The following is a 15934-nucleotide window of genomic DNA, read 5'->3' on the forward strand; positions in this document are numbered from 1 at the left end:
TTTATTAGCCTTATTTTAGCATAAAATGTAGCCCAATAATGCCGAAAATTTTATTAATTGAAGATGATATTTCATTTTGCAAACTATTAGAAAAGTTTCTAATCAAAAACAGTTATGCCGTTACTACTTCATTTTCTGCTACTGAAGCTAGAAATGCAGTAAAAAAGGAAACTTTTGACTTGGTTCTAACTGATTTGCGTTTGCCAGATGATGATGGCATTAGACTTATGACCGAAATTAAATCGGCGTTTCCTGATGTTCCGGTGATTTTAATGACTGGATACGCAGATGTTAATACTGCTGTAAAAGCTATAAAAAATGGCGCTACAGATTATATTTCGAAACCATTTAATCCTGAGGAAGTATTACTTGTTATTAAAAATGCATTGGAATCTGAAGATGTTTTGGATCCAATACCAAAGAAAACGGTTAAATCTAAAACAGATTCTAAAGAAGAATTTGTCAAAGGAATTTCTAAAGCGTCTATTAAACTAGCTGAATATATAAATCTGGTGAGTCCAACCGATATGTCAGTGTTAATAATTGGCGAAAGTGGTACTGGGAAAGAAATTATTGCAAAAAGTATCCATCAGCAAAGTCTTCGTAATAACAATAATTTTATAGCTGTTGATTGTGGAGCAATTCCGAAAGAACTTGCTGCAAGTGAATTCTTTGGTCATCTAAAGGGCTCTTTCACAGGCGCTATATCTGATAAAATAGGCTATTTTGAAGCTGCAAATGGCGGTACAGTATTTTTAGACGAAATAGGTAATTTGTCTTATGAAAACCAAATTCAATTATTAAGAGCTTTACAAGAGCGCAAGATAAAACCTGTAGGGAGCAATAAAGAAATAAAAGTAGATATCCGAATCCTGACGGCTACCAATGAAGACTTAAGGGAAGCAGTTAAGAATGGAGACTTTAGAGAAGATTTGTACCATCGAATCAATGAATTTTCTATTCATTCGCCAGCGCTGTCAGAACGGGAAGAAGATTTGATGTTGTTTGCTGAGTTTTTTCTTCAAAAAGCAAACGAACAATTAAACAAAGAAGTAATAGGTTTTTCGCCTGAAGTTGTAGCTATTTTTCAAAAATATCCATGGCCTGGTAATTTACGAGAACTACAAAACTGTGTTAAAAGAGCTACGCTCTTAACGCAGACAGACTTTATTAAAGAGGCTGTTTTACCTATTGAATTTTTTCAAAAAACGGAAAGTAACAGTGGTGATTTCTCATTGTCTGTAAATGAAAAAGATGCAATTGTAAATGCATTAGCTAGAACACAAAACAACAAATCTGAGGCTGCTAAACTCCTTAAAATAACTCGTAAAACTTTGTATAATAAATTGAAATTATATGATATTAATTAATTGTTTTTTCGATTGCCATGATTAGTAAATCGACATCTTGACTTATTTTTTCAAAGAGTGTTTGTAATTTTTTTTTGTCATAATCAGTCGACTCTATATTATTTAAAATGCGGGCTATTTTTGTAGCTTCTATTTGTTTGAACATGGGAGCCATTTGATGTGCAGTAGCTTTTACCGTTTCAAAATCACTATTATTTATAGCTTCTTCTAGAATTAAAAGATTGCTTTTTGTTGATTCTATAAACGAAAACAATACACTTTTTACAGCTACTTCATCGTTTCCTAAGAAGGATTGTAGTGATTCTAATGTAAATAATTCGTTTGGATTCTTGATAGTTTTCGCTTCTTCTTGAAAAGGGATTTCCTGTTTGCTAAATATCGCTTCTATTGTCACCAAAAGTGTTTTTGTTGAAAAAGGTTTTTTTATAACAGTTGCAAATCCGGCTTTTTCATACATCACTAATCCTAAGTCGCTTCGACCAGTTACAGCAACAATAGGTTGGTTGATATAATTTTGGGTTTCTTGCACTGCTTTCGCAAAAGTAAAACCGTCCATAATAGGCATTTGAATGTCAGTTATAATAAGGTCAAAGGCATTATTTTTAACCGTTTTTAATGCTTCTTGGACATTGGTAAATGCTAGAACAGTATAGCTATTTTGTTTTAAAACTTCAGTACTCAGTGTTAGCAAATCTTTGTCGTCATCAACTACTATAATGGTTTTATTAGTGATTCTGTTGGTTACAATACGCGTTTCGTCTTCCGTCTTAGGAATGAGATTATCGTAATTCAACGGAAGTGTTATTTCAAAGATACTCCCTTGATTTGAACTTTCTTTTAAGCGAAGTTCACCATCTAATAAAATAATTATCTTTTTAGATATAGATAATCCTAGACCAGTTCCACCGTATTTTTTTTCTATGTTTTCATTGGCCTGAGCAAATTCCTCAAAAACTAATTCTTGGCTATCTTGCGCTATGCCTATTCCAGAATCTTCAACTGTTATAACTAGCTGTTCTTTGTTTTTTAGTATGCCGGTATTGATTTTTATATATCCGCTTTCTGTAAATTTATAGGCATTACCTATCAAGTTTGTAAGGACTTGTTTTAATCGAAAGGGGTCGCCAATTATGGGCTTGTTTAAGTCAGGATCAAATGTAAGAATAAGTAAAATGTCTTTATTAGAAAAAACAGATTGTATGTTTTTTGAAATTTCATCAACAGTTTCAGGAAGGATAAAGCTTGTTTTCTCGATAGCAATTTTCCCAGCTTCAATTTGTGAGAAATCAAGTAAATCTTGTACTAATCGCGAAATATATTCGGATGAATTTTTAATATTTTGAGTAAAGTAAGCTTGTTTTTTTGTTAAACTAGAAGTGGATAGAAGTTCTGTATAACCAAGTATAGTGCTCAACGGCGTTTTTAAATCGTGGCTAACTGTTGAGATTAATTGTTCTCTACTTTTTAATAAATTCTTGGTTTTAAAATTAGCAACCTCTAATTGTTTCTTATACGATTGTGTTTTAGAAAAATCGCTAGTAATTAGAATAGAAAAGAAGATAGTAAGCAGCAGTCCTGTAACGGCAGCTCCAGTTACAATTTGATTGATTTTTTTAAGCGATTGCTCCTTTTCAGTATTATTCTGAACGGAGTAAATGATAATTTCTCGTTCAATAATTCGAAGTACTTTACGGAGTTGTTCTGAGATTAAGATTTCGTTGGTAAGTAGTTTATTCTCTTGAAGATTGACGGATTCTTTCTTCTTCTCGGTCTCTTTTTTTACATTGCTAAGTAGCCTTTTTGAAGCCGATAAAATAGAGTCAGTTGCTTTTTTAGTAAGGGTGTTTGTACTATCATCAGGAATATTCTGATTGAGATAATCTACATATTTCTGTAAAACATTACGTTGATAAGTACCTAATTGTCTAGGGTTTTTAGTAAAATCGCCTAGTTCCAGTTTTCTTAAAGAAAATTCTAACTTACTTAGCTCTTCAATAGCATTGTTGACTGAAGCTTCTTCGGTTGCTTTATTTTTAATGGCTTTTAGTTGCCTTATGTTATTGTTTTTTTCAGATAGTAATATGTTTACACTATCTAATAGTTTAATCTGATAATCTGTTGAAACTAATGTTTTCAGCGAATCAATTCTAAGAAGTAGCGAATTGCTTGCAACAATGTAATTCTTAAAGTCAACTTCAGCATTTGTTTGGATTGTCTTTCGAGCTAAACTTTCTGTTTTGTAGACGTTAGTAAAGAGTTTAGTAACCTTTAAAATCTTACTTTTTTCAAAGGCAATCTTTTTTTCAATATTGGTGTAAGCAACATTTTCAGAATATAAAATCCACCCCACACTAACCACTAACGCCGCCAGGGCAAGGTAACTAATTAAAACTTTTACAGGAATATTACTGTTCTTATTTCCCATTTTTTAGAATTAGGGTGGGTAGGTTTAGATAGTATTATTTTATTTCCTTTAACTATTTAAAGAATGCGCTAACCTTATACTCTCTTTGTCTTGTAATGATTAAGATAAGAGAGTTTTGGTTATTCGTTAAATGTATCGGGTTAAAATTGTTTGTATTTTATGTGCAGTTTGTATTGTAAATTAAACACCTATTTTTTTGGAAATATCAGCAGGAATTCCAGATTTGTTTACCATGAAAGAGGTTGTTTTATATTTAACAAAATTCTTGCTTACATATAAATACCCTTTGTAGTCATTTGTAGCTCCCCAAGAATTTTTAACTATATAGTATTCTTTTCCAGTTTGATCTTTCGCAAGTCCTACAATATGCATAGCATGATCATCAGTAGTCTGGTAGTTGTCAAAAGCTTTTTGACGCATCTCTTCAGTTACTTCTAGTTCTTGTTTAGGACCATTAAACATATTCTCTTTTTCCTCTGTTGTCATATCCTCAAACTTTTTTGTGGGAATATAAGCAACGCCATTTTTCCAACTAAAGCTTTTCTCGCTGACATCAGTTGCCCAAGCGACCGTGTATCCATTTTTTAATGCATTGTCGATGATAGTTGTCATATCATTCATTTTTACATTATACACTAAATCAAATGACCAGTTGTCTGGAACCATCATCATTGTTTTTGCATAATAAGGCTCAGTTGAATAGGAAGCAAATTCAATATATTCATCAGGGTTAATCCCTACAACTTCTTTTGCAAAAGTTTGAGGCGTGTAATTCTTTCCTTTATAGTCAAAGTTTTGCGGAACCTCTCCAAGATATGAATCGATAACTGCTGCATATGCTTTTTCCCAGTTTGGAGTAAGTTCTCCATTAGGATTTTTTACAACTGCTTTCAATAACGCTTCAGTTAAACTTGCCATTTCGGCAAATTTGTTTTTTGTGGTGCCGTAATTCAATCCGCTATAAACTGATTGGGGAACAGCTCCATATTTTCTGAACATATTAGTTACATCATGCAATTCTCCACCGTCTCCAAGAGTCACAGCTCCATGCATGCGTACATAGTTTTTACCTTTTTCTACGTAGGCATTTCGCGCCGAAAAAACTTGGGAAAGTTCAACGGGTTGTTTTCCTAATCGAATCATTTCTGACTCTAAATAAGAATTGGTAGAATAGCTCCAGCACGTTCCTGATGAACCTTGGTTCTTTATGGAAGTATTAGCAAGATTGATTACGTCTGTAAATTTGAAACTTTCGACGCTTTTTGCGCTGGCATTTACTTTTAATGAATTCACCAGTCCATCTTGGGCTGAGATCGTGGTCATGCCCAACAAGAATGCTAAGGCAATGAACAAGCTTTTGCTTTGAAATTTATACATTTATTGTTATTTAGATTTTATTATTTGTTTGGCAAAAGTTAAAATTGTTACATAATCCAGTTGACTTTAACACCTGTGATTGCGTTACAAAGTTTCTTTAAGCCATTTGAAAAATTCTTTTTGCCAAACTTGGGCATTCTGTGGTTTTAAGACCCAATGATTTTCTTCTGGAAAATATAAAAATCTGCTTTTTATTCCACGCAATTGTGCAGCTTGAAAAGCTTCTTGGCCTTGTCCTATCGGCACACGGAAATCTTTTCCTCCTTGGATAATGAGGATTGGAGTATTCCATTTTTCTACTAAATTAATAGGGTTGAAGGTGGTATAGGTTTTTTGAGCTATAGCGTTATCTTTTTCCCAATACGGGCCGCCAAAATCCCAGTTGCTGAAGAAAACTTCTTCAGTTGTGCCAAACATGCTTTGCGTATTGAAAACCCCATCATGAGCTATGAATGTTTTAAACCGATTATTGTGTATTCCGGCCAAGTAAAATGCCGAATAGCCACCATAACTTGCGCCAACGCAACCTAAACGAGTTTTGTCAACATAACTTTCTTTAGCTACATCATCAATAGTCGAAAGGTAATCGTCCATTACCTGTCCGCCCCAGTCTTTGCTAATTTGTTCATTCCATTCTACTCCATGTCCTGGCATTCCACGACGATTGGGTGCTACAACAATATAGCCATTGGCTGCCATTAATTGAAAATTCCAACGGAAAGAATAGAATTGTGTCAATGCACTTTGTGGACCTCCTTGACAATATAAAAGTGTTGGATATTTTTTTGTAGCATCAAAATTGGGCGGCAGAATTACCCACACTAACATTTTCTTACCATCAGTTGTGGTTACATATCTTCTTTCTGTTTTGCTTAACGCCAATGAATCGTAAATTGCTGAATTTACATTGGTGATTTTTTTCCAAGTGTTTTTCTTTAGATCGAAAGAAAAAATCTCCGAAGCATGGTTCATATCTGCTCTTGTAACAAGAATGCTGTTACCCGAAAATCCAATCAAGTCGTTTACATCAAAATCTCCTTTTGTAATCTGTTGCACAGTTATTGCAATTCTAGTCATTCCAGGAAAATTCACTTCAAATAGTTGTTTTGTTCCATCAATTGCAGCGGTAAAATAGACTTTGCTACCATCTTTGCTCCAAATAAAACTATCAACTGTACCATCCCAATTAGAGGTAAGATTCATTTTTATGCCTTTAAAATCAACAATGATGTCATTTTTATCAGCTTCATAGCCTTCGCGTTTCATTTGTAACCAAGTCAGGTTTCCAGAAGGAGAAAATTGAGGAGCGACATCATATCCTAGATTGTCTTCCGTTTTATTAGTAGTCAATCCAGTCTCTAAGCTGTATTCATAAATATTGGTGTTGGTCGAAATGGCATACTGAGTTCCCGCCTTTTTCTTGCTTACATAAATAATTTTTTTACTATCTGGTGACCAGATGTAATCTTCATCTCCGCCGAAAGGCTTTTGTGGACTGTCAAAATTTTCTTTGCCCATGATGTCAGTTCCCACTGCTCCGTCTGTGTTTTCTTTGTAAAGAACATGGTTAAATTTTCCTTCGTTCCAAGTATCCCAGTGGCGGTAGTCTAAACCATCGTAGATTTGTGCTTCAGATTTTTCTAGGTCAGGATAGAAATCTTTCCCAAGAACATTGCTGATTTTCACCTCTTCATTATAGACAAGGTACTTCCCGTCTGGCGAAATATTTTTATCTTTTACTAAATCTTTTGTTTCCTTAACTTCAGTTGGAATTCCACCATTTATAGGAATGATGTAAAATTTTGAATTAGACTTGTTTTCTTCAATAGAAGGAGTAGTTACTTTGTAAACTACATTTTTAGTGTCTTTAGAAATACCTAAGGAGCTCACTCGCCCCAGTTTCCATAGGGTTTCAGGTGACATTACGTTTTGGGCCATTGCACTTAAACTCATCATGGTTAGTGTTGTAAGAAGTATTTTTTTCATAAAATGAATAGTATAATTTAAAGTTCTAAATTACGAAAATATTCTAAAAATACGCAGTGGATTATGTTAACTCTTTTCGACAATCATTATTGTAAAAAATGAGTTTTCATGCCGGTTTACTTGACTAAAAATATTATTTTTATAAAAATTTTTCAGATGCAGTTAAGTTATTGGGAGTTAAAAAATTGGTTTACAAAGGTTGATTATACGGTGGTTGGTAGCGGAATTGTTGGGCTACATGCTGCTTTACGTTTGCGCGAAAAATACCCAGATAGTAAAATACTGGTGCTGGAAAAAGGGATGTTACCTCATGGTGCGAGTACTAAAAATGCTGGCTTTGCTTGCTTCGGAAGTATTTCTGAAATTATTGACGACTTAAAATCTCATTCGGCGGAGGAAGTTTTTCAATTGGTTACAAAACGCTGGGAAGGACTGCGATTGTTACGCAAGCGTCTTGGCGATGAAGCCATAGATTTCAAACCTTATGGAGGCTATGAATTGTTTTTAAAGGAAGATGAAAGTTGCTATGAAGAGTGTGTGAATAAATTACCGTTTATAAATGAGATTCTAAAACCTCTTTTTAGATCGGATGTGTTTGCCAAAGAATTAGATCGTTTTGGTTTTAATGGTATTCGAGAGCATTTAATTTTCAATCCTTTTGAAGCGCAGATTGATACTGGGAGTATGATGCAAGAGTTACTAAAACAGGCTGTATCCAATAATATCTTGATTTTAAATCAGCAGACAGTTACTTCGTTTTTAGATAAAGGAACTGATGTTGAAGTTGTACTGAGTGATTTTAGTTTCAGGTCAAAAAAAGTACTCTTTGCTACAAATGGTTTCTCAAATGAATTAACGAATGGCGCTGTAAGACCAGCCAGAGCACAGGTTTTAATTACAGAACCAATTGAAAACCTCGATATCAAGGGGACTTTTCATTTGGATCGTGGCTACTATTATTTTAGAAACATTGGTGACCGAATATTATTAGGTGGCGGTCGGAATTTAGATTTTGATGCTGAAAACACAACGGAATTTGCTCAAACAGAAATTGTGCGAAATAAGTTGGAGCAATTATTAAAAGAAGTAATTTTACCCAATCAAAAGTATGAAATCGCCCATCGTTGGAGCGGTATCATGGGTATTGGCAACAGCAAGAATCCTATCGTTTCGCAATTGTCTGAAAATGTCTATTGTGGCGTGAGACTTGGCGGAATGGGAGTAGCGATTGGAAGTTTAGTAGGAACAGAATTAGCAGATTTAGTGTAATGGCAACAAAAATAACTCGAAAGAAACCGACAAAAAAACCGGTAAAAAAAGAAACCCGTAGTTTTATGAATATAGTAAGTCGGCTTTTGTTTAAAGTGGCATTGTGGTTCTTTGGAATCTCTTTGTTTTTTGTGGTGCTTTATAAATTTGTTCCCGTTCCGTTTACTCCTTTGATGGTGATACGTACTATTGAGAATAGCGCTGATAAAAAAGAAAACTCATTCAGCCATGATTGGGAGCCTATCGAGAATATTTCTATCAACTTACAGAAAGCAGTTATTGCCAGCGAAGACGGAAGTTTTCTTGTTCATAATGGATTTGATTTCAAAGCGATGCAAAAAGCATACAAGGGGAATGAACGGGGTCGAAAAATTAAAGGAGGAAGTACCATATCGCAACAAACTGCCAAAAATGTATTTCTATGGCAGGGGCGTAGTTACTTAAGGAAAGGATTAGAAGCCTACTTCACGGTTCTTATAGAATTTATCTGGGGTAAAGAGCGTATCATGGAAGTATATTTAAACAGTATCGAAATGGGAAATGGAGTTTATGGCGCACAAGCAGCGGCTGAACATTGGTATAGAAAAGATGCCAAAGATTTGACGCCCATTCAAGCTGCAGGAATAGCAGCGATTTTGCCTAATCCCAGAAAATTTACAGCAACTAGTTCGTCGTCCTATATCAATAATAGGAAAACAAAAATTATGCGGGTGATGCGTACGGTAGGGAAAATAAAATACTAAAACGTGCTAAAAAAGACCTGCATTATGCTATTGTTTATGGCGACTACTTTTCTTTCAGGACAGACTAGCACAAATGAAGTAGGTATGGTAACTGAAAACGATTTATATACCTCTTCTAAGAATGATAAATATTATACGAATGGTCTGGAATTTTTTTACCGCTTTTTAGCAAAGAATGACGACAAGAAAGTAAGTAAAAAAATTATCGAATTTATAATTGGTCAATATATCTATAATCCGCAATTCATAAATAAGGGAGCTGTAGCAGTAATTGACCGCCCTTTTGCTGGCTATCTTTTTGGAGCAGTAGACAAAGGATTCTTTTTTAAAAATGAGTCAGTGTTTAAAGGTCGAATTGAGCTAGGTTTCGTGGGGAGTAAATCATTTGCCGAAGAAACACAAAAAAGATTTCATAAGTTTTTCAGTTATAAACAAGTTTACGGTTGGGAGACCCAAGTTACAAATACGCTAGCTATACAAAGTCATTTTTTATTTTCCAATAAATTACTTCCTAAACTAAATAAGGATAAAGTCGATTTTCATTTTCAATCAGAAGCAGATTTAGGAACTATTTTCACAAGCGTATCTGCTGGTTTTTTAACTCGAATTGGATTCAAAAAATTAGCACCTATTTATGATTCTAATTTATACGGAGCCTCAGTTTCGAGTACATCTGGGCGAGTAGTGGAAGAGTTTTATTTTTATATTGCTCCTAGCATTAAGTACCAGCTGTACGATGCAACAATACAAGGAAGTCTTTTTAATAATAATAGCTCGGTGACTTTTGATTTAATCCCCGTTCGTTTTAATGGAGAGGCCGGTTTCAAATATCGAAAAAATAATCTTAATTTATCCTACGCCTTTGTGTACAGAAGCAAAGAGTTGTATAATAATATAAATACGGGATATTTTTATGGGTCGATCGGAGGTTCTTATTTGTTTAATTAACATCGTGATGGTATAATCAGGATCAATTTTGGTTAGTTTAATAAGATATAAGTCAAGTTAATTTCGAACAATAACCCTTTTAAGAAGCGTCAAATGCCAATAGAGAACATACCGGAGATTTATTTCCAAAACAAGGATACATCAAGAGATATATTTGTATATGATTTTAAAATGACGAGCGATGTAGTAAAAAGCAAAGTCAATTTAAGAATGAATATGTTTAGCTTTTTACAGGTAGGCAAGAAGCAAGTGCATTTTGCAAACACCTCTATGGCGGTAAACAGTAAGCAATCTTTACTGTTAAAAAAAGGAAATTGGTTATGGACAGAATTACTCGACACAGAAGCGATTTATTTTTGTAAGCTTTTCTTTTTTTCAGAGAAAAAACTAACCGAGTTTTTAAGCAAATATACTAATGACGTGAAGCCTTATAAGGAGGAAGTTCCGTATTTTGTGATTGAAAACGATGATTATATAGCTTCCTTTATAAACTCACTATCGTCTAATACCTTCTTAAATCACAATTATAGTGATGCTTTATTAGTTTTGAAATTTGAAGAAATTATGCTGTATTTGCTAAATAAATATGGTGATGAATTTGAATATTATTTACACTCCTTAATTTCAAATGAGGTTTCGCCCTTTAAAAAAATAGTAGAAAGTAATGTCCATTCTAATTTAAAATTGGAAGAAATTGCGTTTTTATGTAATATGAGCCTATCGACCTTTAAACGTCATTTTACTTCAGAGTATAATGAAGCTCCTGGCAAATGGTTGCAAGACAAGCGCCTACAAAAAGCTAAAGAATTGTTACAAGCTGGTGAGTTAAAAGCTTCAGATATTTATTTAGATATTGGCTATAACAACCTGTCTAACTTTAGTATAGCTTTTAAAAACAAGTTTGGAATTAGTCCAACAGACGTCTCAAGTTGAGATTAAACATATTTAAAACACTGTTTTTTAGCTGTTTAAACATGTATTGAAGTGTTTTTTTTTCAGCAACAACAACTTTGAACTTTTTTCATAAGTTTTTGAACCATATCAATAACTTGATTGGCTAACTCGCGCCATACATTTGTAGTGTAATTAAAACAAAGTGTTTTTGAAAATAATTACACCTATATAATTTAAAAAATATAAAATAATGGCAAATGTAACTAAACCTGTTTTTAAAGAAAGATACGATAATTTTATTGATGGTAAATTTGTTGCTCCAATTAATGGACAATATTTTGACAACGTTTCACCAGTAGACGGTAAAGTTTTTACTCAAGCTGCTCGCTCGACTCAAGAAGATATCGACCTTGCTTTGGATGCAGCACACAAAGCGTTCCCTTCTTGGAGTACAACTTCAGTAACAGAACGTAGTAATATGTTGTTAAAAATTGCGCAAGTAATGGAAGACAACTTAGAGTACTTGGCAACTTTAGAAACTATTGATAACGGTAAACCAATCCGTGAATCAAGAGCAGCAGATATTCCTTATTGTATTGATCACTTTCGTTATTTTGCAGGTGTTATCCGTGCAGACGAAGGAAGTGTTTCAGAGCATGACAAAAATACTTTAAGCATCGTTTTACACGAGCCTATTGGTGTTGTAGGTGAAATTATTCCTTGGAATTTTCCAATGTTAATGCTAGCTTGGAAAATTGCTCCAGCTTTAGCAGCAGGTTGTACCGCAGTTGTAAAACCAGCTGAACAAACACCAACAAGTGTAATCATGTTGATGGAATTAATAGGTGATATTTTACCTGCAGGAGTATTAAACATCGTAACTGGTTTTGGTGCAGAAGCTGGACAAGCTTTAGCAACTTCAAAACGTATCGCTAAACTTTCATTCACTGGTTCTACTGAAACAGGTCGTAAAGTGTACCACAATGCAGCAGAAAACATTATTCCTGTAACTATGGAATTAGGTGGAAAATCTCCAAACATTTTCTTCCCATCTGTAGCGGCTCAAGACGACAAATTCTTCAGTAAAGCTATAGAAGGTGCGTTAATGTTTGCACTTAATCAAGGGGAAATTTGTACGACTCCATCACGTATTCTAGTTCATGAAGATATTGCTGATCTTTTTATCGAAAGAATGCAAGAGCGCTTAAAACTAATTAAAAAAGGAAATCCACTTGATCCAGAAACAATGATTGGTTCTCAAGTTTCAAAAGCACAATGCGAAAAAATACTTAACTATATCAATATCGGTAAAGAAGAAGGTGCAGTTGTATTAGCCGGTGGAGAAGCGGGTAACTATGAAGGAGACCTTTCTGGAGGATACTATGTTCAACCAACGGTATTAAAAGGAACAAACAATATGCGTGTCTTCCAAGAAGAAATTTTTGGACCGGTTGTAGCTTTAACAACATTTAGTTCTACTGAAGAAGCTATTGCTATCGCAAACGATACGCCTTATGGCTTAGGTGCGGGTGTTTGGTCTCGTGATGCTCACGAATTATTCCAAGTTCCACGTGCTATTCAAGCCGGTAGAGTTTGGGTAAACCAATACAATACTTATCCTGCTCACGCTCCTTTTGGTGGTGTTAAAGAATCAGGATTTGGTCGTGAAAACCATAAAATGGCATTAGATCATTACCGTGTTGTGAAAAATATGTTAATCTCTTACGACAAAGAACCAGTTGGATTCTTTTAATTATAATACATTGTTAATTATTAAATAAAAAGGCTGTCTCAATTTTTTTGAGACAGCCTTTTTTAATTTATTTTACGAAAACATCCGTCGGGATACTCTAGTCAATTTAGTTCTGTGATAGTATAAATTCAATATATTTTCTGCTTTTCTTTTTTTTTAATTTCCATTTCTCTTTTTACAGCTAACGACCAGGAGTCAAAAGTTTCAAAGTAAACAAGTATTCAACCTTTGGCGGTTTTGGTAAATTTACTTCTGCTATTTAAACGGTCATTAAGCCTAGTTTCAATGTTTTCACAAGAACCAGTGTAGTACTTATTTAAAGTTTTAGAGAAAATAATATAAGTGTAAAACATAGCTCTAAAATAAAAAAACTCAAGTCGTTTGACTTGAGTTTGTGTTTTGTGGAGAATACGAGATTCGAACTCGTCACCTCTTGCCTGCCAGGCAAGCACTCTAGCCAAATGAGCTAATCCCCCAATTCTTTCGCAAATATAACATTATTTTGCTTTCAATTGACAAATAAAAAACAACTTTCTGTTCTGATAAAAAGGCTGCTTTCTTCATAAAAATTTTAACTTTACAGTAAAAAATAAAAATGACTGCATCAAATAATTCCGGTTCACTCACTACAACAATTAAAAATAAAATTGCAACGGTGCAATTTGGTCATCCGGCAAGTAATTCTTTTCCAAGACAATTGTTAAATGCATTGACCGCAGAGCTGAATCAACTGAGTACTAATGCCGCTGTTTCTGTAATCGTTTTGCGAAGTGAAGGAAGTGGTGCTTTTTGTGCCGGAGCTTCTTTTGAAGAGCTTTTGGCAGTATCGAATCAGGAAGAAGGGACGCAATTTTTCTCTGGATTCGCTAATTTAATAAATGGGATGCGTAAGTGTTCTAAAATAATAGTGGGACGTATTCACGGGAAAGCAGTTGGAGGTGGCGTAGGAATTGCTGCGGCCTGCGATTATGCTTTTGCGACCATTGACAGCGCAATAAAACTTTCAGAACTCGCTATAGGGATTGGTCCATTTGTGATTGAACCTGCGGTAAGCCGCAAAATAGGGAAAACGGCAATGACCGAGATGACGCTTGCGGCTACCGAATGGAAAAATACAGATTGGGCTCAAGACAAAGGGCTTTACGCCAAAGTAGTAGAAAATCAGGCGGAATTAGATATTGATCTCGCTCATTTTACTGCAAAGTTAGCTTCGTACAATCCGGAAGCCTTAGTTCAAATGAAAAAAATAATTTGGGAAGGAACAGAAGGCTGGGATGCATTATTGCTGGAGAGAGCTGCGATTTCAGGAGAATTAGTATTGTCTGATTTTACCAAAAACGCTCTGAATCAATTTAAAAAATAATAGGAAATGAGAATTACAGCTCTTGTACAACAAGTAAATATTGCCGAAAAATTAAAAAATGCAACTGACAGCAGTTACCAAATAGGAGTGATTATTGGTTCCTTCATTCCATTTGTTGTTTTGATAGGTCTGGCTTATTGGATGTATGCTTCTGCAAAAAAAAGAGACAAAAACGGTTAATTTTTCACTAAATTTGCAACCAAAATTAAACGGAAATGAGCAATATCAGAATTACGAAAAAATTTAGTTTCGAAACCGGTCATGCGCTATATGGGTATGATGGCAAATGTAAAAATGTTCACGGACATAGTTATAAATTGTCTGTAACCGTTATTGGGAGTCCTATCGAGAACCGTAATGACGTAAAGTTTGGAATGGTGATTGACTTTACCGACTTGAAAAAAATTGTAAAAGAAGAAATCGTGGATCAGTTTGATCATGCCACCGTTTTTAATGAAACCACGCCTCATGTGGAATTGGCGCACGAATTAAAAAACCGCGGACATCATGTTATTTTGGTAGATTACCAGCCTACAAGTGAAAATATGGTAATTGATTTTGCCCAAAGAATAATTGGTAGATTACCCGTAGACATCAAACTTTTTTCTTTAAAATTACAAGAAACAGATTCGTCTTTTGCCGAATGGTACGCCAGCGATAATTTGTAATTCAAAATTCATACTTTAGCTTCATGCATTTAGCCAACAAAAAAAAAATATACTTTGCCTCCGATCAGCATTTTGGTGCGCCAACAGCAGAACTTAGTTTACCAAGAGAAAAGCGATTTGTGGCTTGGCTTGATGAAGTAAAGGAAGATGCCGAAGTGATTTTTCTGTTAGGAGATTTGTTTGATTTTTGGTTTGAATATAAAACGGTTGTTCCAAAGGGATTTGTTCGGGTTTTAGGAAAATTAGCCGAAATTAGAGACAGCGGAATTCCAATCTATTTCTTCGTTGGTAACCACGATTTATGGATGGAAGATTACTTCCAAAAAGAATTAAATATTCCTGTTTATCACGATAATCAAGAATTTACTTTTGGAGATAAAACATTCCTTATTGGTCATGGTGATGGAAAAGGTCCTGGCGATATGGGGTACAAACGAATGAAAAAAGTGTTTACCAATCCTTTCTCCAAATGGCTCTTCAGATGGCTTCATCCAGATATTGGTGTTCGTTTAGCACAATATTTATCGGTAAAAAATAAATTAATTTCGGGTGATGAAGATGTTACTTTTCTAGGTGAAGACAACGAATGGCTGATTCTTTATTCGAAAAGAAAATTGGAAAGCAAACATTACAACTATCTTATTTTTGGACACCGTCATTTACCAATGAAAGTGAGCGTAGGAGAAAATTCAGAATATGTAAATCTGGGAGACTGGATTAGCTATTTTACTTATGGAGTTTTCGATGGCGATACATTCGAAATAAAAAAATATTAATTCATCCCCACGCCATACAAATAATCATCTAAATTAATTTTAAACAAAGTGCCTTCAACCAAGTCTTTTACGGCATTTAATTCTTGCATGGTAACCGCTAAATCGATTTGAGAACAAGGTGTTGTAAGTAAAAACTTGTGGCATTGATTTTTTAATTCACAATCGTCGCAACAGCTATTTAAGGAGTAACTTTCTTCAATACAACTTTTAAATAGTTGTAGTTCTTGTTTGGTAAAATAAAAGCCGGTTTCTCTAAAGATCAATTGTACTTTGTCGATTAATATTTCATTCTCTTTTCTCCAGTAGAAAGAAGTGCCTGAATCATTATAATATATTTGTTTTATCTTTTGCATATAGAAAAT

General features: G+C 34.4%; 15 protein-coding genes and 1 tRNA gene. 10 read left to right on the forward strand and 6 right to left on the reverse strand.

What is annotated here, in order from left to right; genetic code table 11:
• Positions 1 to 38 precede the first annotated feature (38 nt).
• The gene (locus BMW63_RS02090) at positions 39 to 1370 is read left to right on the forward strand and encodes a sigma-54-dependent transcriptional regulator (protein WP_074720735.1); all 1332 of its coding nucleotides are present in this window, start codon (positions 39 to 41) and stop codon (positions 1368 to 1370) included.
• On the opposite strand, the gene BMW63_RS02095 is transcribed toward BMW63_RS02090, so the two are convergent.
• From BMW63_RS02095 to BMW63_RS02105, 3 genes are all read right to left on the reverse strand, one after another.
• A complete protein-coding gene (locus tag BMW63_RS02095) occupies positions 1363 to 3795 on the reverse strand; it encodes an ATP-binding response regulator (RefSeq protein WP_074720737.1) in 2433 nt (810 codons plus the stop codon). The two genes, BMW63_RS02090 and BMW63_RS02095, sit on opposite strands and share 8 nt — an antisense overlap.
• Before the next feature lie 180 nt (positions 3796 to 3975).
• Entirely contained in the window at positions 3976 to 5172 is a 1197-nt protein-coding gene (locus BMW63_RS02100) for a C1 family peptidase (protein ID WP_074720739.1), read from the reverse strand.
• An 84-nt stretch (positions 5173 to 5256) separates the two neighbouring features.
• Positions 5257 to 7158 carry a S9 family peptidase gene (locus BMW63_RS02105; protein ID WP_074720741.1) on the reverse strand — a complete coding sequence of 634 codons (1902 nt, stop codon included), beginning with the start codon at positions 7156 to 7158 and terminating at the stop codon, positions 5257 to 5259.
• Between the two features lie 156 nt (positions 7159 to 7314).
• Here BMW63_RS02105 and BMW63_RS02110 point away from each other — a divergent pair, with 156 nt between their 5' ends.
• From BMW63_RS02110 to BMW63_RS02130, 5 genes are all read left to right on the forward strand, one after another.
• Entirely contained in the window at positions 7315 to 8427 is a 1113-nt protein-coding gene (locus BMW63_RS02110) for an NAD(P)/FAD-dependent oxidoreductase (RefSeq protein ID WP_074721150.1), read from the forward strand.
• The gene (mtgA, locus tag BMW63_RS02115; protein ID WP_074720743.1) at positions 8427 to 9170 is read left to right on the forward strand and encodes a monofunctional biosynthetic peptidoglycan transglycosylase; all 744 of its coding nucleotides are present in this window, start codon (positions 8427 to 8429) and stop codon (positions 9168 to 9170) included. Before BMW63_RS02110 ends, mtgA begins: the two co-directional genes overlap by 1 nt.
• 24 nt (positions 9171 to 9194) lie before the next feature.
• Positions 9195 to 10118: a lipid A deacylase LpxR family protein gene (locus tag BMW63_RS02120; RefSeq protein ID WP_083380330.1), complete on the forward strand. Its 924-nt coding sequence runs from the start codon at positions 9195 to 9197 to the stop codon at positions 10116 to 10118.
• 93 nt (positions 10119 to 10211) lie between these two features.
• Entirely contained in the window at positions 10212 to 11051 is an 840-nt protein-coding gene (locus BMW63_RS02125; protein ID WP_074720748.1) for a helix-turn-helix domain-containing protein, read from the forward strand.
• Positions 11052 to 11262: 211 nt separating this feature from the next.
• Positions 11263 to 12765 carry an aldehyde dehydrogenase family protein gene (locus tag BMW63_RS02130; protein WP_074720750.1) on the forward strand — a complete coding sequence of 501 codons (1503 nt, stop codon included), beginning with the start codon at positions 11263 to 11265 and terminating at the stop codon, positions 12763 to 12765.
• 221 nt (positions 12766 to 12986) lie between these two features.
• Here BMW63_RS02130 and BMW63_RS18650 read toward each other — a convergent pair whose 3' ends face one another.
• On the reverse strand, positions 12987 to 13118 hold the full coding sequence (locus BMW63_RS18650) for a GIY-YIG nuclease family protein (RefSeq protein ID WP_083380331.1): 132 nt from the start codon (positions 13116 to 13118) through the stop codon (positions 12987 to 12989).
• A gap of 49 nt (positions 13119 to 13167) precedes the next feature.
• Positions 13168 to 13241: transfer RNA gene (locus tag BMW63_RS02140), tRNA-Ala, on the reverse strand.
• A gap of 119 nt (positions 13242 to 13360) precedes the next feature.
• Here BMW63_RS02140 and BMW63_RS02145 point away from each other — a divergent pair.
• The 4 genes from BMW63_RS02145 to BMW63_RS02155 are packed head-to-tail and all read left to right on the forward strand — an operon-like array spanning position 13361 to position 15572.
• Positions 13361 to 14128 carry an enoyl-CoA hydratase/isomerase family protein gene (locus BMW63_RS02145; RefSeq protein WP_074720752.1) on the forward strand — a complete coding sequence of 256 codons (768 nt, stop codon included), beginning with the start codon at positions 13361 to 13363 and terminating at the stop codon, positions 14126 to 14128.
• A gap of 6 nt (positions 14129 to 14134) precedes the next feature.
• Positions 14135 to 14308 (forward strand): hypothetical protein, encoded by a 174-nt coding sequence (locus BMW63_RS18075; RefSeq protein WP_175460250.1) that lies wholly within the window; start codon positions 14135 to 14137, stop codon positions 14306 to 14308.
• Positions 14309 to 14343: 35 nt separating this feature from the next.
• A complete protein-coding gene (locus BMW63_RS02150; protein ID WP_074720754.1) occupies positions 14344 to 14796 on the forward strand; it encodes a 6-pyruvoyl trahydropterin synthase family protein in 453 nt (150 codons plus the stop codon).
• A gap of 23 nt (positions 14797 to 14819) precedes the next feature.
• A complete protein-coding gene (locus BMW63_RS02155; protein WP_074720756.1) occupies positions 14820 to 15572 on the forward strand; it encodes a UDP-2,3-diacylglucosamine diphosphatase in 753 nt (250 codons plus the stop codon).
• On the opposite strand, the gene BMW63_RS02160 is transcribed toward BMW63_RS02155, so the two are convergent.
• Positions 15569 to 15925, reverse strand: a complete 357-nt coding sequence (locus BMW63_RS02160) for a hypothetical protein (protein WP_074721152.1) — start codon at positions 15923 to 15925, stop codon at positions 15569 to 15571. The two genes, BMW63_RS02155 and BMW63_RS02160, sit on opposite strands and share 4 nt — an antisense overlap.
• Positions 15926 to 15934: the final 9 nt, after the last annotated feature.

The sequence above is a fragment of the Flavobacterium frigoris genome (assembly GCF_900111075.1).
Taxonomy (GTDB): domain Bacteria; phylum Bacteroidota; class Bacteroidia; order Flavobacteriales; family Flavobacteriaceae; genus Flavobacterium; species Flavobacterium frigoris.

Bases quoted from the DNA above. Each gene is read 5' to 3' on its own strand.
- BMW63_RS02130 (WP_074720750.1), top strand. From the start codon at position 11,263: ATGGCAAATGTAACTAAACCTGTTTTTAAAGAAAGATACGATAATTTT.
- BMW63_RS18075 (WP_175460250.1), top strand. From the start codon at position 14,135: ATGAGAATTACAGCTCTTGTACAACAAGTAAATATTGCCGAAAAATTA.
- BMW63_RS02095 (WP_074720737.1), bottom strand. From the start codon at position 3,795: ATGGGAAATAAGAACAGTAATATTCCTGTAAAAGTTTTAATTAGTTAC.
- BMW63_RS02150 (WP_074720754.1), top strand. From the start codon at position 14,344: ATGAGCAATATCAGAATTACGAAAAAATTTAGTTTCGAAACCGGTCAT.
- mtgA (WP_074720743.1), top strand. From the start codon at position 8,427: ATGGCAACAAAAATAACTCGAAAGAAACCGACAAAAAAACCGGTAAAA.
- BMW63_RS02120 (WP_083380330.1), top strand. From the start codon at position 9,195: ATGCTATTGTTTATGGCGACTACTTTTCTTTCAGGACAGACTAGCACA.
- BMW63_RS02155 (WP_074720756.1), top strand. From the start codon at position 14,820: ATGCATTTAGCCAACAAAAAAAAAATATACTTTGCCTCCGATCAGCAT.
- BMW63_RS02145 (WP_074720752.1), top strand. From the start codon at position 13,361: ATGACTGCATCAAATAATTCCGGTTCACTCACTACAACAATTAAAAAT.
- BMW63_RS02105 (WP_074720741.1), bottom strand. From the start codon at position 7,158: ATGAAAAAAATACTTCTTACAACACTAACCATGATGAGTTTAAGTGCA.
- BMW63_RS02100 (WP_074720739.1), bottom strand. From the start codon at position 5,172: ATGTATAAATTTCAAAGCAAAAGCTTGTTCATTGCCTTAGCATTCTTG.
- BMW63_RS02110 (WP_074721150.1), top strand. From the start codon at position 7,315: ATGCAGTTAAGTTATTGGGAGTTAAAAAATTGGTTTACAAAGGTTGAT.
- BMW63_RS02125 (WP_074720748.1), top strand. From the start codon at position 10,212: ATGCCAATAGAGAACATACCGGAGATTTATTTCCAAAACAAGGATACA.
- BMW63_RS18650 (WP_083380331.1), bottom strand. From the start codon at position 13,118: ATGTTTTACACTTATATTATTTTCTCTAAAACTTTAAATAAGTACTAC.
- BMW63_RS02160 (WP_074721152.1), bottom strand. From the start codon at position 15,925: ATGCAAAAGATAAAACAAATATATTATAATGATTCAGGCACTTCTTTC.
- BMW63_RS02090 (WP_074720735.1), top strand. From the start codon at position 39: ATGCCGAAAATTTTATTAATTGAAGATGATATTTCATTTTGCAAACTA.